We start from the raw sequence: 21,439 nt of genomic DNA on the forward strand, positions 1-21,439 counted from the left end.
TTTATGATATCGAGGGCTTGAGAAACGTGCATAAAAAAATCCGATAAACAGGGTCTATCGGATTTTTACACACTGGAGGGATCATTCAATTGATCTGCCGATTAATGTTTAACTGATCGGCATTAGAGTGATGCTTCCCTCTTTTTCCGTAATTAGTGTTTGGAGAAATCGATGAGCACCAATAAATACAGCGCCAGATTTCAGATGATGGGCACCTTTATCGATTTGGTGGTGTATCACTCGAATGGTGAGCAACTGATAAGAGAAGCCTACGCGCAACTCGCCGATTACGCAGAGCGATTTACGGTCAATCAATCCGACTCTGAGTTAATGCGCGTCAACCAAAATGCGGGCATTGCGCCTGTGGTGGTAGCGCAGGATCTATTTGACCTGATTAAGCTTGCTAAACAGCACAGTGAAGACACAAGAAACCCTTTTAACGTTGCTATTGGCCCTTTAGTAAAAGCGTGGCGAATTGGTTTTAAAGATGCCAAAGTGCCATCTCATGACGTGATTACCGACAAGTTATCCTTGGTTGATCCGACCAAGATCATTTTGAATGAAGATGACCACTCGGTGTTCTTAAGTCAGAAGGGGATGGAGATAGACTTGGGCGCGATTGCTAAAGGTTACTTCGCTGATCAGGTAAAGAACAAACTGGTTGAAGCAGGCGTACGAAGCGGTTTTATCAGTTTGGGTGGGAACGTACTGACTATCGGTCATTCGCCAGATAACAGCAACAAAGCATGGAATGTGGGCATTCAGAACCCATTATCAGAGCGTGGTGACGTCGTTCGCGTCGTACCTTTACAAGGCATGTCGATGGTGACATCGGGTATCAATGAGCGATTTTTTGAATCCAACGGGCAGCGTTACCATCACTTGTTGGATGCCAAGACGGGGATGCCAATCTCAACCGATATCGCCAGTTTGACGATCATCTCTCGCCTGTCTGTCGATGGTGAAATTTGGAGTACCGCCGGCTTTTTATCAAGCGTAGAAGAATCGATGTCGTACCTAAATCAGCAACAGGGTATCGAGGCAGTGGTTGTTTCAAAACAAGGTGAAGTGCACGTCACACAAGGGCTGATGGATTATAAAGGCTGTATTTTATTGCGCGAAGAGTCAGTTCTGGAAGAGTAAGATGAGGCATAGGTTCAAACCTGCCTCATATCATTAACTTATCGAGTTAGCGTTAATCGTCCGCACCGCATTTAGCGCACTCTTCGTACGTGCGTTCGCCTTCACTGATAACAACATAACTACCCACACATTGGTCACATAGCGCCAGTTTTGGGTAGGCAATTTTCTCTTTCTTAGACGTCGTGTCGCCTTCAGTTACGTAGTATTTTCGCATTGTCATGATTCATCAGCTAGAACAAGGGCGGCATTATATCCGGAATTGATGAGGAATGGCGATAATATCGCATTACGCCACCGACTCTATCTCACTCGGATATTGGTTGTTCAGCCAAGCTAGAGCATCTAACCAGAGATCGTCTTCATGTTTCTTACGGAAGAAGCCAAAGTGTCCAACTTTGGTACCCAGTTGTTTAGTTTTCACTGTCTCTATTTCGACGTTCGCATTGCTGTAAAAGCTGGCAAGCTGATGGACGGATTTTGGCGGTGCAAAGTCCATATCATCATCGATCAGTTTGAACTTAATATCACAGGTCATTTGCTCGAAATTTTCGCGGATTGGTGTGCCGTTTTCATCAATGATGTAGTGCGGATCGCGACCCCAGTATGCCCATTGTTTGGCAATGCATTCAGGGAGAGCTTCGCCACCAAGAAAGACTCCCGGAACTTTGCCAAACAGCGTTGATAACACTGGAACGGCGAAATACCACATGGCAAACATGCGCGGTTTAGCAATGCCTTCCCAATTTGCCCAATATCCGCTTTGAGAGGAAACACAGTAAACACTTTTAAATATCGTGTTGTTTGCCGCTAAACCTAAGATCTGACCGCCAACGCTGTGCCCAATACAGTGCCAATCGAGTGCAGGGTGATGGGTTGTCGCCCAATCAATGACGGTAGCCAAGTCCTTTTCTCCCCATGCTTGCATTGTTAAGCGAGGATCGCGCGTATCTTGAATGGCGGATTGACCAATACCACGATAGTCATAGGTCACCACAAAATAACCATTTTGCGCGAGGAATTGAGCAAAACGTTGATAATAACTTTGCTTAACTGCGGTAGCTGCGTTGATGATGATGCCAGCTTTTACCTCGCTTTCTGGATAGAAAACTCTGGCATGGATGGAGAGCGCATCAGGCGTTTTCAGTACTAATTCATTATTCATTGTCGTTCTGACTTGTTGTTATTGAATTGTTAACTTACCTTGATTCAATCTTTGGTGAGTTTCAATGAATCAAAGAAATACAAGCGGATGAGTTTGAAGTAACTCAAGTTTTGCGAGACATCACTCGTTATTGTATTGGTAAGGGGCGAGTGAACTGAACGGTCTTGGCTGAATAGTGAAATAGGTGACAAACAAAAAGGAAAGCGACATGAAGGCGGCTTTCCTTTGTTCTTCGTGGGTAGAGTGTCTAGGGACTAGCTCAATAGATCCACGATTGCTTTACCTACGCCGTGTGCGCTCGTTGGGTTTTGACCTGTGATGACTCGGTCGTCCACGACCACAAGCTCTTGCCATGGTTGCACTTTGGAATAACGCGCTGCGCTGCGTGCAAGGGACTCTTCCAATAGGAATGGGATGTCGTTGATGGTGCCGAAGTCTATCTCTTCTTCGCGAGTGAAACCTGTTACTGATTTAGACGCAAGTAGCTTTTCGCCATTGCTAAGCGTGATAGGGAGAAGAGCGCCAGGACCATGACAAACTGCTGCCACAATACCGCCATCTTCATAGTGTTTTGCAGAAATCTTGGCAAAATCTTCGTTGCTCGCCAGGTCTGAAAGAAGACCAAAACCACCCGGATAGAAGATCGCATCGTAGTTGTCACCGTTGATTTGTGACACTGGAATCGTGTTGTTGATGCGGTTCTGGAAATCATCATCTGCCAAGATTTTCTCGTTTACTGCGTCGCCTTCGATGTCGGTTCCGTACAGTGGTGCTTGTCCACCTTTGATAGAGGCAATGTCGTAATCGAAGCCAGCACCCAGTAGCTCGCTAAGGGCATGAGTGAGCTCTGGCGCGTAAGTTCCGTTTGCTTGGTCAGTTTCACCAAGGGTCGCATGGTTCGTCACAATGATGAGTACTTTCTTCATGATGGTTTCCTTTTTGGCTTACGTGTATTTGTTGAACACCTTCATACTAATTGCTAAACAAATAAGTGATAATACGATTAATTGGCAAAACATTATTGCTATATAGCAAAGGTAAGTATGGACAGTTTTGAAGGCATCAATGAGTTTGTTACGGTTGCTGAGAGCTTAGGGTTTTCTGCAGCGGCAAAACAGTTAGGTTGCAGTACCAGTCACGTCAGTCGCCAAGTCACAAGATTAGAAGAGCGATTAGGTGTCGCTTTGTTAGCACGTTCGACAAGAATGGTGAGTTTAACGGAAGCAGGGCAAGCGTATTATCAGCAGTGTAAAGAGTTGGTGATTGGGCTTCAGCAAGCCAATGAACAGCTCACCACGCAGCAAACTCAATTGAGTGGTACGTTACGCGTGAGTGCCGCTGGTGCGTTTTCTGAGAACCATGTAGCGCCTGCCTTGATGGCGTTTGCCAAGCAACATCCTAATCTCACGGTAGAGATCAACTTCAATACCAGCATGGTCAACTTTATTGAAGATGGTTTCGATTTTGCCATTCGTTACGGCAGGTTGAGTGATTCAGGCTTGGTTGCGAGAAAGTTGGTGGATCGTCCCATGGCAGCGGCAGCCAGTCAGCGTTATCTCGATGAACATGGTTTACCAACGCACCCTGAGCAACTCAAGCGTCATAGCTGCATCATTGCCAATAAGGACGTTTGGTTGTTTGAAAAAGACGGCAAGCCTTTAGATGGCGTAAAAGTGCAGGGCAGATGGAAGAGCAATAACGCACACACGGTCTTGCAAGCTTGTGCAGAAGGATTAGGTGTGGCGTACTTACCGAAGAGCAGTTTCAACGATGCTATTTCGTCTGGTCGTTTGGTGCCAATCCTAGAGCCCTATTGGGGAAGCGGTAACAGCAGCTGGATTGTGTATCAGAATCGTCACTTTTTGCCTCTACGAGCGCGATTGGCTATCGATTTTCTACTTGAACATTTTGCCGATTGGCAGGAGTAATGATGCTCTGCCAATCGGTTTGTTTATCCATTCATTAGACCGTCAACATACTAACGTTTCTACATGTTTTGATAGCTCGGTCCGCCGCCACCTTCAGGTGCTTTCCATGTGATGTTTTGCGAAGGATCTTTGATGTCACAGGTTTTGCAATGCACGCAGTTTGCGGCATTGATTTGAAATGTTCGCTCGCCTTCGACTTCTACCACTTCATACACGCCAGCAGGACAGTAGCGCTGGCTTGGCTCATCAAATTTCTTCAAATGGACTTGAATCGGAATATGAGGATAGGCGAGTTGTAAGTGGCAAGGCTGATTTTCTTCGTGTTGTGTACCAGACAAAAATACCGATGAAGGTTTATCGAAGCTGATTACACCATCTGGTTTCGAGTATTGAATAGGTAGGCACTCATCAATTGGTTTCAGCTGTTCATGATCGTGCGAAGTATCAGTGATCGTCCACGGTATTGGTTTCTTAACCAGAGGCTGCCATAGATTGTGTTCGAAGGTGGAAAGTGCTCCGCCGAGTACGCTGCCGAATTTGTGAATGTTCGCACCAAAGTTACGTGTGCCACTAAGTTCTTCATACAGCCATGAATCTTCAAACTTGGTTTGGTAATCCGGTTCCGAATTGGATTGTGTGAATGCTTCCGCAATGGCTTCTGCGGCTAATAAACCGGATTTCATCGCAGTATGGCTGCCTTTGATCTTAGCGACGTTTAAGGTACCCGCATCACAACCAATCAATAAACCGCCGGGGAATTGCTGTTTCGGCAGAGAAGGCAACCCACCTTTCGCAATGGCTCTTGCGCCGTAAGCGATGCGTTGAGCGCCTTTCAAATGTTGTTCGATAACAGGGTGGTGCTTAAAGCGTTGAAATTCGTCAAACGGACTCAAGTAAGGATTGCTGTAATTCAAGTCGACAATAAGCCCGACGGCGATTTGGTTGTTCTCCATGTGATAGAGAAAACCGCCCCCCGTGGTGTTGGATTCACTCAGAGGATACCCTGCAGAATGAATCACGCTGCCTGATTGATCTTTGACATCGGCAGGTAACTCCCAAATCTCTTTAAGCCCGAGTGCATAATGTTGCGGTTGTTTATCATCGTCTAAACCAAATCGTTGAATGAGTTCTTTTCCTAGATGACCTCGGCACCCCTCGGCGAATACGGTGTATTTGGCTTTTAGCTCAATACCGGCTTCAAAGTTGGGTTTGGCTTCTCCGTTCTTGTCCAAGCCCATGTCGCTGGTGTTTACCCCTGTAACAGCGCCAAATGCATCGTAGTTAATCGTGGATGCAGCGAAACCGGGATAGACCTCAACGCCAAGCGATTCTGCTTGTTCTGCTAACCAACGACACAAGTTCGCCAAGCTAATGACGTAGTTGTTTTCGTCATTGTGCATTGGGTTGGGAGTAAGAAAGTGGGGAACACGAATGTGATTCAGGTCTGTGGTTAGGTACAAGAAGGCATCGTTTTTTACCGCGGCGGAAAGCGGTGCGCCAATGCTTTGCCAATCAGGAAGGAGTTCGTCTAATGCACGCGTTTCGAATACCGCGCCAGATAAGATATGTGCACCAACTTCTGAGCCTTTCTCGACCACACAAATAGACAGCGGTTCACCCTCACGTTCTTGGTTGAGTTGCGCTAAGCGGCATGCTGCACTCAAACCTGCAGGTCCGGCGCCAACAATCACCACATCAAATTCCATGCATTCTCTTTCCATCTTCTTGCTTCCTTTGTGCGAAACCTTTCTTTGTGTTTCAGGTGCTTCTTCTATTACGCAGTGCTCGTATAAAGAACTATAGTCCAGTTGACGTAAACGTAAACTAAACTAAGCTAAAATGGTAACGTCATAGGGCGTGATAAAGATTTTGAGTGACAATGTCACAATGCGTTTTTTATTAGCAAGGTGATGAAAAGCAAGAGCTTTAACACAAATCTTCGTCACGCATGACCCAATTGCTAGGACGCGTATCGCTTTGCGATCTGCTAGGAGGGAATGTGAAAGTACTGGTTGCGATTAAACGTGTAATTGACCCTTACGTTAAAGTAAGAGTCAAATCTGATGGTTCCGGCGTGGAAACCAACAACGTGAAGATGACGATGAACCCATTCTGTGAAATCGCGGTGGAAGAGGCAGTACGCCTTAAAGAAGCTGGGGTAGCAGAGGAGGTGTTGGTGGTGTCGATTGGTGACACCAGTTGTCAGGAACAATTGCGCTCAGCGCTCGCATTAGGTGCGGATCGTGCGATTCATATTGATGTTGAACAGTCACCAGAACCGCTTGCGGTCGCCAAGTTACTCAAAGCTGTGATGGAGCAAGAGCAGGCTCAATTGGTGCTTCTGGGTAAACAGTCAATCGATACGGATAACAACCAAGTCGCGCAAATGATGGCGGCACTGACGAATCGTCCGCAGGGGACATTTGCATCGGAAGTGAAAGTAGAAGGGGAAACGGTTCTGGTTACGCGAGAAATCGATGGTGGCTTAGAAACTGTGAAACTGGATCTGCCTGCGATCATCAGTACGGATTTGCGATTAAATGAACCGCGTTATGCCTCGCTACCGAATATCATGAAAGCGAAGAAGAAGTCGTTATCGGTAATGACGCCAGACTTCTTTGATGTGAGTGTCGAACGCTCTCAGCAAGTGCTAGAAGTCATGACGCCGCCTGCCCGTAAAGCCGGTGAGATGGTTGGCAGTGTGAGTGAGTTAGTCGACAAGCTCAAAAATGAAGCGAAAGTGATTTAGGAGGCATAACCATGGAAAACAAACCGTTAGCAACCTTGATCGTGGTGGAGCACGACAACCAATCACTTTCAGTCGATACATTACGTGCGTTGAGCGCGGCTTCTCAAATTAAACAAAACGGTGCCTCTTTGCTGGTCACCGCCTTGTTAGTCGGGCATCAATGCGGCTCAGTATTGAATGAGTTGAAGTGTGCAGAGGGCATCTCACAGATCATTGCGATTGATGCTGCTGAATATCAGCATGCATTGGCAGAAAACTTGTCTACCTTGATTGCCGAAGTTGGTCGAGATTATTCGCATATCCTAGCTCCCGCGAGTACCTTCGGTAAGAACCTGATGCCCCGTGTCGCTGCCTCACTGAATGTTGGGCAGTTGTCAGATGTGATTGCGATTGAATCGCTCGATACGGTTATTCGCCCCATTTATGCCGGTAATGCGTTAGCCAGAGTTCGTTCGGACGATGCTACCAAAGTGATGACGGTTCGAAGCTCTGCGTTTGACGCAATTGCTGTGTCTGATTCACCAGCAGTAGAGAATGTTGTGACGTTAGAAACGGTCATTAAGGCAGAGTACAGTGAGTTTGTTTCACAGCAAAAAGCAGAAAGCGAAAGACCAGAGCTACCAGCAGCAAACGTTGTAGTCTCGGGTGGTCGTGGGTTAGGCAGCAAAGAGAATTTCGCGCTGGTGGAACAGCTTGCCGATAAGCTTGGTGGTGCAATTGGCGCATCACGCGCTGCGGTAGACGCAGGCTTTGTCTCTAACGATTTGCAAGTAGGGCAAACGGGTAAGATTGTCGCGCCTCAACTGTACATTGCCGTGGGTATTTCCGGGGCGATTCAGCATTTGGCTGGGATGAAGGATTCTAAGGTGATTGTGGCGATCAACAGTGATCCTGAAGCGCCAATCTTCCAAGTTGCAGACTATGGTTTGGTTGGTGATTTGTTTGAGATTATGCCGGAGTTGCTGGAGAAGGTTTAAGTTCGGTATTTGTCGGGCGTCATTCCCTAGAGCGAAGAATGAGCGAGTAGGGAGTCTCTCTTTAAATTCATCCTCAAAACAAAGGGCTTCCAATCGGAAGCCCTTTATTATTCGTGACAAGCGTTCTCTAAACACTCGGTTTTCTCAAGTGTTCTGCCAGTACTTTTGTGAACCTTGCTGCTTCACCGCCCGTACATGCTCGGTGGTCAAACGTAATCGACAGCGGCATGGCTTTCACTGCTACAGCTTGTCCGTTTCGAATTACAACCTTCTCAATGATTCGACCTGCACCGACAATCGCGACTTGTGGCGGCGTGACCACAGGTGTTGCGTAAATGCCTGCAATTGCGCCAAAGTTTGAAAGCGTAATGGTGGCGTGCTGTAACTGCTCACGACCGATCTTGCGTTCACGTATGCCTTGCACGGTTTGGTCCAACCAACGGCGCACCTCTTGTGGTTCGTATTCATCAGCGTGTCGCAGAACTGGCACGTACAAACCGTGTCGGCTGTCTACGGCGATACCAATATTCACCGTGCTGTGGACACAACGCGTCATGGTTTCGGCATCGAACCATGCATTCATGGCTGGCTCTTCCTGACACGCATGCACGATCGCTTGGACCAGACGAATACTGATGTCTTCACCTTGCTTCCAGCCATCTAAGACAGCTTCCTCAGTAATGGTCACTGCCGCGACATTGTGATGGGATTCCGCCATGGTCGACACCATGGTTCGGCGTGCGCCTTTGAGTACTTCTGTACCGGGACGTTGTTTGCCTGCTTCATCGTAGATGTCGGCATCGACGATCAAACCATCCGGACCGCTACCTTTAACTAACTCCAAATCCACACCCAGTTTCTTCGCTAATAAGCGAGCAGAAGGAAGCGCAGTGATAAGGTTATCAGGCGATGGATTGTGTTCGCCCCCAATCCAGAAATCATCCACATTCACGCTGTGCGCATGTTGGGAGACATTACCAACCACGGTTGCTGCGTCGGCAGTTTGTTTCTGTTCGGAGACCGTTCGCTCTGCGCCCGTTTCATCGATTTCCAGAAGTAGAGCACCAATGTTGATTACATCGCCTTCTTCGCCATGGCGACTCACGATACGGCCGCCATAAGGAGCAGGGACGTCTACGGTCGCCTTTGCGGTTTCGACGGTAAGCACCACTTGATCGAGCTTGACCATATCACCGACACTAATATGCCATTTCACAATTTCTGACTCAGCGAGACCTTCGCCGAGATCGGGTAAGTTAAACGTCTTCATTTCCAATCCTCCACGAGTTCGCGCGCGGCGAGCACAATGTCTTCTTCCTGAATCATGTAATAATCTTCGTTGCGGTAGTACGGCATGATGGTATCCATACCTGTGACACGTTTTGGTGGCGCTTTGAGTAGGCACATCGCATGTTCTGCGGTTCTGGCTAACAGCTCTGAGCCGACACCACAGGTTTTGCTGGCTTCATGTACCACCAAGAGGCGTCCGGTTTTCTCTAGCGAACGGAAGATGGTCGCGGTATCAATGGGTTTGATGCTGGCTAAATCAATCACCTCAACTTCGATACCTTGATTGGACAGCGTTTGAGCCGCTTGCAGTGATTCGACAACACACGCTCCCCAAGTCACTAACGTAATGTCGCGACCTTTGCGAAGGGTAAAGCAAGTGTCGAGAGGTAGTGCTTCTCCGTTATCTACCACTTCAGATTTCACTGTGCGATAGATACGTTTTGGCTCAAAGAACATCACCGGATCGTTGCTACGAATAGCTGCTAGGAGCAAACCATAAGCGCGTTGCGGTGATGAAGGAATCACAACCTTAAAGCCTGCAGTGTGAGCAAATAACGCTTCGACACTTTCAGAGTGATGCTCTGGTGCGTGAATACCACCACCAAAGGGCGCGCGGAACACTGCAGGGCAGGTGAGTCGACCACGAGTACGGTTACGCATTCTTGCTGCGTGACACATCAAATGTTCCAATGCAGGGAAGACAAAGCCTTGGAATTGAAACTCTGCTACAGGTCGTAACCCTTGCGTAGCCATGCCGACAGTGACACCGCCAATAAGCGCTTCAGCTAAAGGTGTGTCGATAACCCGCTTAAGACCGTATTTTTGTTTGAGTCCTACAGTCGCGCGGAATACACCGCCGTTATCACCCACATCTTCGCCAAGGACGATGACATTCGGATCGTGTTCCATTTCATGGTGCAGTGCGAGGTTCACTGCTTCAACTAACGTGAGTTCAGCCATGTTTCCCTCCCTGCATTCGCATTGCTTTGTTGATTAGCTCATCCCTTTGCGCATGAAGCTCTTGGGGTAGGGATTCATAAAGGAAATCGAAGCCCGTTTCAGGCGCTTGATTCGGCATGTTGAGATAACGTTCAACGGCGAGTTCAACTTGTTCTTTACAGTGGGCTTGCCACTCTTGCTCTTTCTCGTTACTCCAAACGCCTTGATTGGTGAGAAAAGCTTTAAGTCGACGAACGGGTTCATATTGCCAAGCAGTTTGAACCTCGTCCTCGTTACGATAGCGGGTCGCGTCGTCGGCGGTGGTGTGATCGCTCAGGCGGTAACTTATTGCTTCAATTAACGTTGCGCCTTTGCCTTTTCTGGCTCGTTCGAGGGCAGTCATTGTTGCATCAAACACCGCGACGACATCGTTGCCATCCACCGTAATACCGGGGATGCCAGCACCTTTGGCTTTTTCTGAGAGAAATTCCGCAGCACATTGCAAACTGCGCGGCACGGAAATCGCCCATTGGTTGTTGTTCACCACAAAGACTAATGGGATGTTCCAAGCGCCCGCACAGTTAATGGATTCAAGGAAGTCGCCTTTGGAAGTGCCGCCATCGCCGCACATCACCAAAGCCGCATCGTGATTGCCTTGGATTTTCAGTGCTGCTGCAACACCAACGGCATGGGTACACTGGGTTGCGATTGGGACACAGAAGGGAAGATCTTTGCTAGGAAAAGGGCTGCCTTCGGGAGCGAAGTCGCTGCCGCGTTCATCGCCTCCCCAGTATTGCAGGTTCTTTTCCATTCCTATACCACGACACCACATGGCGGGCATATCGCGATAATAAGGAACAAACACATCACTGGCTTTCAACGCTCTGCCTACCGCTATCCCAACGGCTTCCGAGCCAAGGTGTGATGGGTAGGTGCCTAATTTACCAGTGCGCTGCAAGGCAACGGCTTTGTTATCGTAGGTGCGAGTTAATATCATGTCTTGATAAAACCCGACCAATATTTCGAGATCAGCCCAGTTGGGTAGTTGGCTGACGAGGTTCCCATCATGGTCGATAAACCGATGCATGGGTAATGCCTGAACGTTCATCTCAAGCTCCTTTTGACGCTGCGGGTCTTTTGGACTGCAGCTGCTCATTATTTCGATCTCAGCCTGTATGGGTACTCAGGCTTTGATATCAGCGCAAAAGGTCATACCTAGGATTGCAGTTGTTTTGATAGTTATCGACGCTTTTGGTGCTCGTCTCTCTAACAAAAGTGTGTTCTGGTAAAACACAAGGCGTCATTTATTACTGCTGTTTACACCGCCTAATCCAGTGATGAATCTTGGTATAACCAGATACAGTAAGTGTAAACAAATTGTTAAATTATGCTTTAATTTGAGTTGTAACCCACAGTAAAGTTTCGCTTACACCGTACTTTTCTAGGATAAAATACTGCTTTTTTGAATTGTACGTTTTCGAAGTTGAAGGGAATCACTGAGTTTGACAGGAAATTTGTAATAAAATTATGCTGTAAAATTCGACAGGTCGAGTGATTTATCAACCATATTCGCGCAGATCCAGTAACACGTTAATCTCTCCGTCACGCTTTGACGATAGATTTGAATTTGTCGCTTCCCTCGATAGTTGAATGCAGGTAGTGTGGCGACTAATGAAAGTCAGTGATACGCATGGAGAAGTTATGTACCACATTCATGTTTACTTCCCGCTTCAGCAGCAGGATAAAGCTCAAGCCTTGAATGAGATCATTCGTCAAGAACGCCAAGATGTCTTGCGCGTTTTCCCTTTAGTGTGCAAGTTGGTTGGTCCACATAAGATGCCGATGTTTGAGCTGCATGTTGAATCTATAAGTGATGAGTTTATCGCATGGCTTGATACCATTCGTGGCGGTTTTTCGGGTTTGATTCATCCAGTCAGTGACAACGAGCTGCGTGATCATACCGAGCGTGCGATTTGGCTAGGTCGTGAGCTTGGCGTATTTGAAGAAAAGCTCGAAGCATAATTCGTTTGGGTAGAACGTTTCTTTCCCTCCTGTTTGGTCTATCCAGATTCAGCAATTCCGTCCATCGTGTGCTAAACCTTAATAACGGTAGTGATAAAGTCGTCACTGCCGTTTTGAGTACATTTATGATGTTTAACAATGCATTAAAACAAGATTAAGCACAAAAACAGGGAAGTGCAGTTTACGACCCCAACGCCATTGGCAGTGGAAAAGGACATTTCTGGAGGGGAAAGGGTATGCTTACAATACTCTTAGTAGCACTTGCGCTGTATATTTTCTGGTTGCTGTTTCGTAACGGTCCTGCGTTTGCAGAGCGAGTGCCGAACAAAAAACGTAACTGGGTCGGACCCACGTCAAATCAAAAAGAATGGCAGGGCTATTGCTCCGAGGTCTTTCAGCCATTCAGTTCTCAAACCACCTTTTATGCCATCGCATATTTCGCCAACTTTGTCGCTGCGGCAAACGCCATATCATGGTCGATAGTGTACGAGGGCGATTACTCCGTCATCATCAGTCGCTTTGGCAGCTACTTCATTCTCAACACGCACGATGCCTTGGTGATCTCTGGGTTTGTCGCACTGGCTTGTTTCATCATTAATTGGCAAATGGCGGTACACTGCGCGGGGATCATGAGCCAGTATTTGGTGCGAATCTTAATCATCAATCGTACGCGCTTCGTTGCGATTAGTTTGGTGTTCTGCAGTTACTTTGCCTACCTGCTGACTGTCGGCATTTTCTGGTTGTTCCACGACGGATACTCTATTTGGCATGGGCTTACGCTCACTCCGGTATTTCTGCTGTTGGCTTTGTTGCTTGCGGTTGTGTTGCCATCAATGAAGAAAGAACCTGTCGAGAAAGAGTAAGCGCCACTTATTTCATTGAGTTGCGGTAGTAATTCCACTGAGGTTGAGGTAGGATTGCCGACCTTTTTTTCGTCAGTGGGAGGACTTATGTATATCGGCTTTGACTACGGCACCGCGAACTGTTCGGTGGCGAAAATGGAACAAGGTGAACCGCAACTTTTAAACCTTGAAGGGAATAGCCCTTACATTCCTTCCACCCTTGCTGCACCAACGCGTGAGTCGGTGTCTGAACACTTGTTCCGCCATCGCAGTATCAAACCTTTCGATCAGGTTGGTGAGCAGGTTTTGCGTCGCGCGATCAACCTCAATCGTGAAGAAAGCATTGAACTTGAGCCAGAAGACATGGCGTTTGGTCAAGCGGCATTGAATCGCTACTTGGAAGATCCTCGCGATATCTATTACGTGAAGTCACCAAAGTCTTTCCTCGGTGCTTCTGGTCTGCGTGATGTTCAGCTGAGTTTCTTTGAAGATCTGGTTTGCGCCATGATGGACAACATCAAAGCGAAAGCAGAGAACAGTGCGCAGCAAATTATTACTGATGCAGTGATTGGTCGTCCGATCAACTTCCACGGTCGGGGTGGTGAGACGGCGAACATTCAAGCGGAAGGCATTCTTTTAAGAGCAGCAAAACGTGCTGGTTTTCAGAACATCGAATTCCAATTTGAACCGGTAGCCGCAGGTCTGGAATACGAAGCGACGCTAACCGAAGATAAAACCATACTAGTGGTTGATATCGGTGGTGGTACGACAGACTGTTCTTTGATTCAAATGGGACCATCTTGGCGAGGTAAAGCCGACCGTACAGCAAGTCTGCTGGCGCACAGTGGTCAGCGTATTGGTGGTAACGATTTGGATATCGCCTTGGCGTTCAAACAACTGATGTACCCATTCGGTATGGAGAGCAAGATGGAATCGGGCATCATGATGCCAACCACGCAGTTCTGGAACCCAATTGCGATCAACAATGTGGAAGCGCAAAGCGATTTCTACTCACGTGAAAACTTATCGGCGTTGAAACTGCTGCACAAGCAAGCGCAAGAGCCTGAGAAACTGGCTCGTTTGTTAGAGGTTTACCATGAGTCGCTAGGCTACAACATCGTGCGTCGCGCAGAAGAAGCCAAAGTCGCGTTGTCTGACCAAGCGACTTACCGTGCGGGCATTAACTTGTTGTCTGAGTTGATTGAAGTCGATGTTCAACGTGATGAGATGATTGAAGCGATTGAATCACCGAAGAATAAGATGACTGCTTTGGTTACTGAAGCAGTAGAGCAAGCGGGCGTAAAACCGGATGCGATCTTTATGACTGGTGGTTCGGCACGTTCACCTATTTTGCGTGATGCAGTGCAGACAGTATTGCCAAACATTCCAGTGGTGAGTGGCAACTACTTTGGTTCGGTCACCGCAGGTCTAGCGCGCTGGGCAGAGGTTTGCTTTAAGTAAGACTGAGCGAGGAACGAGCGAGTAGGGAATCTCTAAAGTGCACATCAGTACAACCAAATGTGCACACGACTAGAATCATAGGTACCAAAAGCAAAAGAGCTCGCTGAAGTAGCGGGCTCTTTTCGTTTAGGCGATTAGTGATGGTGCGTGTGCTTTTCCATATGGTCTTTCTTCTCCACCGCCATTTCTACTTCCACTTTACCTGCTTTTTTGAACGTCAAAGTCACAGGGAAACGGTCGCCTTTTTTTAGCGTTTGGGTTGGGTTGAAGATCATGAGATGGAAGCTGCCTGGCTTGAATTCCACTTTCTGCTGAGGCTCTACCACGACTTCATCAATCTTAATCATCTTCATCATGCCGTCTTCTTTTGTGTGAGTATGAATCTCCACACGGTCAGCAATCGGTGTTGAAGCCGCAATCAGCGCGTCATCAGCTTCACCTAGGTTACTTAGCTGGAAGAAACCGCCAATTACTGGTGCATTTGGAGGCGCTTCGCGGCTCCAAGGATGATCGATGTGAATCTTGCCTGCTTCGTATTCGTGAGCAAGGCTGAGTGGGCTTGCCAATAAAGTGACAAGAGCGATGGCTGTGGTTTTCATCAGTTTGATCATTTGTGTTTTCCTTTTTAAATCTGGCTGTTCTGTATCGATTCTTCGATAGGATTAATACGTTATGTTTATTTACCGACTACTTCGTTGAGTATTTAGGTGTGGAAAACACAAGGCGGAGACTGCTTGGGCGCTACATATTTGTATACTTTTCTTCCGCAAGCTGCGAAATGATAGGGAGTGAAAACGTGCTTGGTGCGTCTTAACCAAGAGAGCGTGGTCAGATACAGACCGAACGCGATAGCGATAAAGAATTGCGCCGCTTGTAATAATGGACATTCAAACAGAAAGCCATCGTGCAGGTTAAGATCTTGAACAAATTCAGAATTGGGCAGTGCGTTGGCTTCAATCAGTTCGTTAATATCCACCCATTTAAAACCATCAGCGGTACACAGCAACACCTTTTCATCTTGAACTTGGTTTAGCCAATTTTCGCTGTGGATTTGCGTAGGGTTCAGTGCCGCAGTAGAAGTTAGGTACAGCTGAAACAGCACAGCGATGATGATCATGACTGCGCTTATCGCTTTCTTTCCATGCTGTGTTCTGAGTGTGTCCATACGACTTTTTATTATGAAGCGGAGATACGCTAATTGGCTGTAAGACTATGTTTCGGCGCAGGATAGTAACAAACGAACATTAAATTGTAATCGCGAGTTTATAAAAAGGTGATGTGAGTGTGTTTTATTTGTTTTGCGGTTTTTTATTCTGAGAACACATATCGCAAAGATTTATCGTTCCGGAAGCTTTCAAACCTATTGGTGCGCTGAATGTCGCAAATTGAGTTGGTGATTTTGCGTGCTAGAATCGCACTGATTCAATTCAAACTGATTATCTATTCCTCACTTGTTTTCCATTAACGGAATTATGACAGTAATTTAATAAAGGATACGGTATTCTCCGCACCTTTGTAGTTGCTTGAAGCGCCCGTCACATAAGGGCTGCGGAATCTTAAGAAATTTCTCCAATGAAATACGAACAACAGATCGGATATCGATATCCTAAAGGTCGATTTGCTATTGTGAGCGTGTACGCGTTTACTGGCGCTGCGATTTTAGCATCGACTATTTTTTCTCTTTTACTGTTTTTGTCGATTGACGAAAACCCAATGATGCAGGCGCTATTTGGCGGTCTGGCCATCATCTTTGAAGCAGGCAAGTTTTACGCTTGGTATGAATACGGTGAGCGTCGCGCGCACAGAAACTACACTGGAGCCCTCACGGCGTTAGTGTTCTATTTGGTGCTTGCCGCTATTTCTATTGGCGGCAGTATCGGTGGTATCAATAGTGCGACCAACAGCGCCCAAAGTCATATCTCTGTAGAACAAGCGAAAGTGGAAGCCTACAACCGTCAGATTGCGTCAATCGATAAGCAGATTGAACTGAACAACATGGCAGCGCAAAAGTACATTGAGATGGAGCGTATCGCGACTGGCGTAACGCGCATTCAAGAGCAGAACAAGAAGCTACGTGAAGAGCAGCAACGTTTGGCAACAGAGCGAGATAGCTTACCGCCAGTGGCACAAGGTTCTGTAATTGGTCTGATCGACAGCTTAGCGAAAGCATTTGGAACGACCTCTTCTCAAGCGCAGTTGGGCTTGGTGGTGTTCTTATCTATCCTGTTGGATTTCTTTGCTGCTTTCTTTGTGGGCTTGATTGGTGAAGAGAATCGCTTCCGTCATTTCTTCCGTCGTAACGATGGTATAACGCTCGCAAACGTCCGAGATATTGACCCAGAGCCTGCGGGGTACCTGCCTCACATCAAAGAGGAAGCTGAGCCTGAGGCGCAACAAGAGCTTGAACCAGAAGAGCCAAAAACGTTATTAGAGCAGGTGAGTGATGCGTTAAAAGGTCACCAAATTACTTGCACCAAAAAAGCGGTGGCGAAGCAGTTCAGGCTCTCGGCAGAAGAAGTCGACAAAGTGTTTGAAGAACTGGCCGAACTTGGTTTAGTCGGTAAGAAAGCCAACCACCATTACCACTGGATTGGTCAAGCGGAAGTGGCTTAAGTATCGCGAACGAAAAACAAAAGAGCGTCCAGATGGACGCTCTTTTTATTCGATTACTTTATACCTATATTCACTTCAAACCAATAGACACAAATCGATTCACATCAGACTGAGATTAATCTGTGATGATCTTCTTGGTCGTGTTTTTAATTGGTTTCTTTTCTTTCTCTGGCATGGCCGCATCAACGGCTTTCCCAGCAAGCCCCTCATCCGGTAGCGCTTCTTTACCAGCTTCTACCGTCGTGTCTTTTAAGGCTTCTTTTGGTGTGCATCGACCACCGACACCCACAACCGCTTTAGTGGCTGTTGCTTTAGCTGCTTTTTCTGCATCACAGTCTGGGTCCAAAACACCTGCGTGCGCAGAGGTTGCGCCGAATAGGAGAAGAAGTAGGGCAAGGTTACGTTTGTTCATTACAGTTACCGTCTTCGTGTAAACATGAATTAAGTGTAACTGAGTGATGTGAGTTTGCAGGAAAAGAAAAGTGCCGCCGAAGCGACACTTGCGAGTTTCTGTTGTAATTTCGGAACTTTAGTCGTTCGCGAGTTCAATTTCTCTTGCGATATTTTGATCGTTAATTACTACGCCATCGACTTCGATCGTCGCACCATCTAATTGTGCTTCTTGCACGCCATCGAGCTGGGTATTGGTATCAATCACCACCGTTTTGGTTTGGAATTCTGGCCCATGATCGTTTTGGCAGGCCAGCACGAAAGTTCGGGAGTTTGCGTCGTAACTGTTTACAAAGCCTGTGCACTCAAAAGACTCCAATCGCTCTGGTGTGTTGTCGCTGTTTGTCGCCGCGAAACTGCTTGCTGAAGCACAAGCACCGAAAAGCATAATTAGAGGCAGTGTCATTTTACGCATTATTAATCCCTCATTTGGTCATACGTATCTGTTGTAAAAATTGAAAAGAAAAGACGATACGAGAGAGGGAAGAAGCACCACGAAGGCGGTGCTTCTTAGTTGTGTTTGTTGTACTTAATTCGATTTAGTCGTCGTGGCCTTCTGCTTCCACTTCACGTGCGATGTTTTGGTTGTTGATGATGACACCTTCAACTTCTACTCGCGTGCCGTTTAGGTTGTGTTTATTTAAGCCTTCAAAGCGAGTTTGGGCGTCAATCACAACGGTATTGTTTGCCATAACTTGGTCTGCGTCGTTTTCACAGCGAGCTACTTGGAAGGTTTCAGCATTCACATCGTAGTTAGAAACGATACCTTCACATTCGAACTCTTTGCCTTGCCAGTTACTGTCGTGGTCACCATCAAAATCAGGGCCATCGATTTCAATGTTTGTCGCTGTGCGAACGCCATTCTTCATTACCGATGTTACTTCCACTTCTTGACCTTGTTTAAGATCCGCTTTAGTACCATCTTCAAAACGTGTTGCGTTGTCGACCGCAAAGTTGCCACGGTAGTTTAGTGAGAATTGGCTGTAATCGTTCGCAACCCATGTCACGATACCTTCTACATCATTGTCACCAACAAGGCTGTCGTAGTTTTCTACTTCCACTTCTGTCGCAACAAATACGTCGCCTTGCATAGAGCCTTCAGCTTCAACCCACTGACCAACCTCTAGACCGTCAACGCGGTTGTAAGATACCGTTGTGTTTGCGCCAAGTTTGAACGTGCTGTTGTTTGCATCAATGCTTGAGATACGGCCTTCGATTTCGTCAGGGCCATTGATATCAAAATCGAATTTCACAACGGATAGCACTTTGTAACCAGCATCAGCAGTTGGTAGTGATGACACCATGACCCAATCGTTTAGCTCGATCTCGCGGCTCAAACCGTCAAACTGAAGTTCTACACCGTTAACTGTGAACGTTTTGCTTGCATGATCAATCGCGGTTACTGTACCAGTCATGGTTGGTTCTAGCGTAACGACGACGGGTTCATCTGTCGTGTTCGATGCTGCTTTTACTGTTGAGCCAACTTGCACCATCATGTTTGGATGTACCGCACCAAGGTTCATTTTTTGAGTGCCATACATGACTTCAGACACTCGGTAAGTGTAACCATTCACCGTGATAGTACTTGCTTCATCGTTTACTGATTCAACCGTACCGATTGCAGCGCTTGGCTTCACAACAGGTTGTGGTGTTGAACTACCGCCGTCACCAGACCCGCCACAACCAGATAATGCCAAACCCACTGCCGCTACAAGCGCTAATTTTTTCATGATATCGACCTATTTTTGAAAGCTTATTTATGAATTTGGTTGTATCTTATGACGCGTATCGTGAAGTGATCGTGAAGAAACGTGAGCCTATGAAAATATTAATTGTCGACGATAATCACAATGTTTCAGAAACCATTGCCGATTATCTAGAACTCGAAGGAATGACCATTGATTGCGCTTACCACGGAGAGGCTGCGCTAAATTTAATTCAAGAAAATCATTACGATGTCATCATCATGGACATCATGATGCCAAAACTCGATGGCATCAGTACGGTTGAGAAACTACGCCAAGAACTTCTTTGTGGTACCCCAATTTTGTTCTTAACCGCCAAAGATACCTTAGATGACAAAGTGGCTGCCTTTAATGCGGGTGGCGATGATTACTTGATGAAGCCTTTTGCCATGCAGGAGCTGAGCTTGAGAGTTCATGCTCTGGCCAATCGAGGCCCAAGACAAGACATTGGTACATTGAAGTTTGCCGACATTAGTTTGGATGCTCGCACTGATGAAGTGACGCGCATGGGCAAACACATCAAACTGAGTCGTATTCAAACCAAAATTCTCAAGTTGCTATTGAAGCGTGCACCGTCTGCGGTTTCTCGTACTGAGGTTATTGAGAACGTGTGGGGTGATGAACCGCCGGGCAGTGATGCGTTAAGAAGTCACATTTATGGTTTAAGAACGGCACTCGACAAGGGTTTTGATGATTCCAGATTAGAGACGATTCATGGACAAGGCTACCGACTCAAAGCATAAAGAATTCCCGAGCATCTATCGCAAGATCCGCTGGGGTTTTGGCTTGATGACCTTTGCGATGTTCACCTTATTTTGGTCGTTGATCTACGTTGCTGAGAATAAACTCGAAGTATTGAGCTTGCACCACTGGCTTGATACCGAAGTGGCACTATACAAAGAAAACTACCAACAGATGGGGTGGGATGCGCCATTGCCAAATGTGATGGAGTTTGACTCGTATTGGAGCGAAGCGCCAACGCCAGATTGGTTATTGTCGTTCAAGTTTCCTGGCTTCTACGAATACTTATTAGGTGAAGAAGATAAGCACTTCGTGGTGTTTGAGCATCCGTCTGGAAAAGGGCTAATGTACATCGTCTTCCAAGATGATTCCGATGACTACTTGGACGAATACGAAAGCTCGCTGCATCAATTTACTTTCTTCTTGGGGGGCTTGTTCTCCATCATCATGGTGGGCTATGGCGTTTACATGGTGCGTATCCTGTCTCGACCGTTAGCGAAGATCGAAGACAAGATTGGCAGAATGCCGCCGGACCAACCAACGTTTGAGGTTGATACCAAGTTCAGCGAAACACGCCATATCGAACAGACGCTATTAGACAGCAAGAACGAGATCGCAGGCTACTTCAAACGAGAACAAGAGTTCAGCCGCTTTGCGTCACACGAGCTACGCACGCCAATCATGGTGATCAAAGGGTCTACCGACATTCTGAGCCGTGTTCCAGAGCAACTGCCTATCGCACAAAAGGCAATTACGCGTATGCAGTCGGCTTGTGAAGAGATGCGAGTGTTAACGGAGGCCTTTTTGCTATTGGGTAAAGAGAAGGTAGAACTACAACATTACGCGGATCATGCGCTATTGCGTTGCTTGAACCAGCAGCTCGACGAACTCGCGCCGTTATTTGCCAAGCAAGGGGCGGAGTACAAGTTGGAAGAGACCAACAGTGGTATGGTGCATGCACCGGAAAGCTTCGTAACGATTGTCATCAATAATCTGATAAAAAATGCTTTCAGCTACAGTGTGGGTGATATAGAAATTGCTCTCAATGAGACACAGCTTATTATTGTGAATCGCCACGATGGCAACGAAACCTACAACGCTGGCTATGGATGTGGCTTGGTGATTGTTGAGCGCATCTGTGAGCGAATGAGTTGGCCATTTGAACTGGACGATGATGGCGTCAAGTTTACTGCAAAAATCGATTTTCGCTCTTAAACGCGGGCAAATTATTTAAAGCCAGAGAACGTACTCTGGCTTAATTATATGGTCCGCCCCACTCTCAAGCCCTTAAGCTTAGAGTACGTTCTCAGAATGAGGTGAACCATATGTCTACTATCCACATCTTAGGTATCGACCTAGGCAAGCACTGTTTCCACG

At 46.9% G+C, this 21,439-nt stretch carries 22 protein-coding genes; 10 read left to right on the forward strand and 12 right to left on the reverse strand.

What is annotated here, in order from left to right; translation table 11 throughout:
• The first annotated feature begins 171 nt into the window (after positions 1–171).
• The gene (locus ATB78_RS26675; RefSeq protein ID WP_061011038.1) at positions 172–1,143 is read left to right on the forward strand and encodes an FAD:protein FMN transferase; all 972 of its coding nucleotides are present in this window, start codon (positions 172–174) and stop codon (positions 1,141–1,143) included.
• A 52-nt stretch (positions 1,144–1,195) separates the two neighbouring features.
• Here ATB78_RS26675 and ATB78_RS29680 read toward each other — a convergent pair whose 3' ends face one another.
• The 3 genes from ATB78_RS29680 to ATB78_RS26685 all read right to left on the reverse strand — a co-directional run bounded on the left by ATB78_RS29680 (position 1,196) and on the right by ATB78_RS26685 (position 3,231).
• Positions 1,196–1,363: a hypothetical protein gene (locus tag ATB78_RS29680; RefSeq protein WP_153303268.1), complete on the reverse strand. Its 168-nt coding sequence runs from the start codon at positions 1,361–1,363 to the stop codon at positions 1,196–1,198.
• Positions 1,364–1,429: 66 nt separating this feature from the next.
• Complete coding sequence (locus tag ATB78_RS26680) at positions 1,430–2,305, reverse strand: alpha/beta fold hydrolase (protein ID WP_061011039.1); 876 nt, start codon at positions 2,303–2,305, stop codon at positions 1,430–1,432.
• Positions 2,306–2,559: 254 nt separating this feature from the next.
• The gene (locus ATB78_RS26685; RefSeq protein ID WP_061011040.1) at positions 2,560–3,231 is read right to left on the reverse strand and encodes a type 1 glutamine amidotransferase domain-containing protein; all 672 of its coding nucleotides are present in this window, start codon (positions 3,229–3,231) and stop codon (positions 2,560–2,562) included.
• A 117-nt stretch (positions 3,232–3,348) separates the two neighbouring features.
• Between ATB78_RS26685 and ATB78_RS26690 the strand changes: the two genes are divergently transcribed.
• Positions 3,349–4,233 carry a LysR family transcriptional regulator gene (locus tag ATB78_RS26690; RefSeq protein ID WP_061011041.1) on the forward strand — a complete coding sequence of 295 codons (885 nt, stop codon included), beginning with the start codon at positions 3,349–3,351 and terminating at the stop codon, positions 4,231–4,233.
• Between the two features lie 59 nt (positions 4,234–4,292).
• Here the strand turns inward: ATB78_RS26690 and ATB78_RS26695 are convergent, their stop codons facing one another.
• Positions 4,293–5,954, reverse strand: a complete 1,662-nt coding sequence (locus tag ATB78_RS26695; protein ID WP_081096656.1) for an electron transfer flavoprotein-ubiquinone oxidoreductase — start codon at positions 5,952–5,954, stop codon at positions 4,293–4,295.
• Between the two features lie 278 nt (positions 5,955–6,232).
• Here ATB78_RS26695 and ATB78_RS26700 point away from each other — a divergent pair, with 278 nt between their 5' ends.
• Together ATB78_RS26700 and ATB78_RS26705 are read left to right on the forward strand one after the other, a co-directional pair.
• Positions 6,233–6,982: an electron transfer flavoprotein subunit beta/FixA family protein gene (locus tag ATB78_RS26700; RefSeq protein ID WP_061011043.1), complete on the forward strand. Its 750-nt coding sequence runs from the start codon at positions 6,233–6,235 to the stop codon at positions 6,980–6,982.
• Positions 6,983–6,993: 11 nt separating this feature from the next.
• Positions 6,994–7,959 (forward strand): FAD-binding protein, encoded by a 966-nt coding sequence (locus ATB78_RS26705; protein WP_061011044.1) that lies wholly within the window; start codon positions 6,994–6,996, stop codon positions 7,957–7,959.
• Positions 7,960–8,086: 127 nt separating this feature from the next.
• Here ATB78_RS26705 and ATB78_RS26710 read toward each other — a convergent pair whose 3' ends face one another.
• The 3 genes from ATB78_RS26710 to pdhA are packed head-to-tail and all read right to left on the reverse strand — an operon-like array spanning position 8,087 to position 11,296.
• Positions 8,087–9,229 (reverse strand): dihydrolipoamide acetyltransferase family protein, encoded by a 1,143-nt coding sequence (locus ATB78_RS26710; protein WP_061011045.1) that lies wholly within the window; start codon positions 9,227–9,229, stop codon positions 8,087–8,089.
• On the reverse strand, positions 9,226–10,209 hold the full coding sequence (locus ATB78_RS26715) for an alpha-ketoacid dehydrogenase subunit beta (RefSeq protein WP_009696326.1): 984 nt from the start codon (positions 10,207–10,209) through the stop codon (positions 9,226–9,228). The genes ATB78_RS26710 and ATB78_RS26715 overlap by 4 nt, the downstream gene beginning before the upstream one ends.
• On the reverse strand, positions 10,202–11,296 hold the full coding sequence (gene pdhA, locus ATB78_RS26720) for a pyruvate dehydrogenase (acetyl-transferring) E1 component subunit alpha (RefSeq protein WP_061011046.1): 1,095 nt from the start codon (positions 11,294–11,296) through the stop codon (positions 10,202–10,204). The genes ATB78_RS26715 and pdhA overlap by 8 nt, the downstream gene beginning before the upstream one ends.
• Positions 11,297–11,889: 593 nt before the next feature.
• On the opposite strand from pdhA, the gene ATB78_RS26725 reads away from it, so the two are divergent.
• The 3 genes from ATB78_RS26725 to yegD all read left to right on the forward strand — a co-directional run bounded on the left by ATB78_RS26725 (position 11,890) and on the right by yegD (position 14,513).
• Entirely contained in the window at positions 11,890–12,210 is a 321-nt protein-coding gene (locus ATB78_RS26725; protein WP_061011047.1) for a DOPA 4,5-dioxygenase family protein, read from the forward strand.
• Positions 12,211–12,446: 236 nt separating this feature from the next.
• Positions 12,447–13,073: a hypothetical protein gene (locus ATB78_RS26730; protein ID WP_061011048.1), complete on the forward strand. Its 627-nt coding sequence runs from the start codon at positions 12,447–12,449 to the stop codon at positions 13,071–13,073.
• Between the two features lie 87 nt (positions 13,074–13,160).
• A complete protein-coding gene (yegD, locus tag ATB78_RS26735) occupies positions 13,161–14,513 on the forward strand; it encodes a molecular chaperone (protein ID WP_061011049.1) in 1,353 nt (450 codons plus the stop codon).
• 134 nt (positions 14,514–14,647) lie between these two features.
• Here the strand turns inward: yegD and ATB78_RS26740 are convergent, their stop codons facing one another.
• Positions 14,648–15,124: a copper chaperone PCu(A)C gene (locus ATB78_RS26740; RefSeq protein WP_061011050.1), complete on the reverse strand. Its 477-nt coding sequence runs from the start codon at positions 15,122–15,124 to the stop codon at positions 14,648–14,650.
• A gap of 92 nt (positions 15,125–15,216) precedes the next feature.
• Positions 15,217–15,678, reverse strand: coding sequence for a hypothetical protein (locus ATB78_RS26745; RefSeq protein ID WP_061011051.1), 462 nt, complete (start codon positions 15,676–15,678; stop codon positions 15,217–15,219).
• Positions 15,679–16,085: 407 nt separating this feature from the next.
• Here ATB78_RS26745 and ATB78_RS26750 point away from each other — a divergent pair, with 407 nt between their 5' ends.
• Positions 16,086–17,126, forward strand: coding sequence for a hypothetical protein (locus ATB78_RS26750; protein WP_061011052.1), 1,041 nt, complete (start codon positions 16,086–16,088; stop codon positions 17,124–17,126).
• 115 nt (positions 17,127–17,241) lie between these two features.
• Here the strand turns inward: ATB78_RS26750 and ATB78_RS26755 are convergent, their stop codons facing one another.
• The 3 genes from ATB78_RS26755 to ATB78_RS26765 all read right to left on the reverse strand — a co-directional run bounded on the left by ATB78_RS26755 (position 17,242) and on the right by ATB78_RS26765 (position 19,306).
• Positions 17,242–17,538, reverse strand: coding sequence for a hypothetical protein (locus tag ATB78_RS26755; RefSeq protein WP_005439304.1), 297 nt, complete (start codon positions 17,536–17,538; stop codon positions 17,242–17,244).
• Between the two features lie 117 nt (positions 17,539–17,655).
• Complete coding sequence (locus ATB78_RS26760; RefSeq protein ID WP_061011053.1) at positions 17,656–17,991, reverse strand: hypothetical protein; 336 nt, start codon at positions 17,989–17,991, stop codon at positions 17,656–17,658.
• A 124-nt stretch (positions 17,992–18,115) separates the two neighbouring features.
• Positions 18,116–19,306, reverse strand: a complete 1,191-nt coding sequence (locus ATB78_RS26765) for a DUF5666 domain-containing protein (protein ID WP_061011054.1) — start codon at positions 19,304–19,306, stop codon at positions 18,116–18,118.
• Positions 19,307–19,395: 89 nt separating this feature from the next.
• On the opposite strand from ATB78_RS26765, the gene ATB78_RS26770 reads away from it, so the two are divergent.
• Both ATB78_RS26770 and ATB78_RS26775 read left to right on the forward strand, forming a co-directional pair.
• Positions 19,396–20,064: a response regulator transcription factor gene (locus tag ATB78_RS26770; protein ID WP_009704613.1), complete on the forward strand. Its 669-nt coding sequence runs from the start codon at positions 19,396–19,398 to the stop codon at positions 20,062–20,064.
• Complete coding sequence (locus ATB78_RS26775) at positions 20,036–21,277, forward strand: HAMP domain-containing sensor histidine kinase (RefSeq protein WP_061011055.1); 1,242 nt, start codon at positions 20,036–20,038, stop codon at positions 21,275–21,277. The genes ATB78_RS26770 and ATB78_RS26775 overlap by 29 nt, the downstream gene beginning before the upstream one ends.
• The last annotated feature ends 162 nt before the right edge of the window (positions 21,278–21,439 follow it).

This window comes from Vibrio sp. CUB2, assembly GCF_001557945.1.
In the GTDB taxonomy this organism is placed as follows: domain Bacteria; phylum Pseudomonadota; class Gammaproteobacteria; order Enterobacterales; family Vibrionaceae; genus Vibrio; species Vibrio owensii.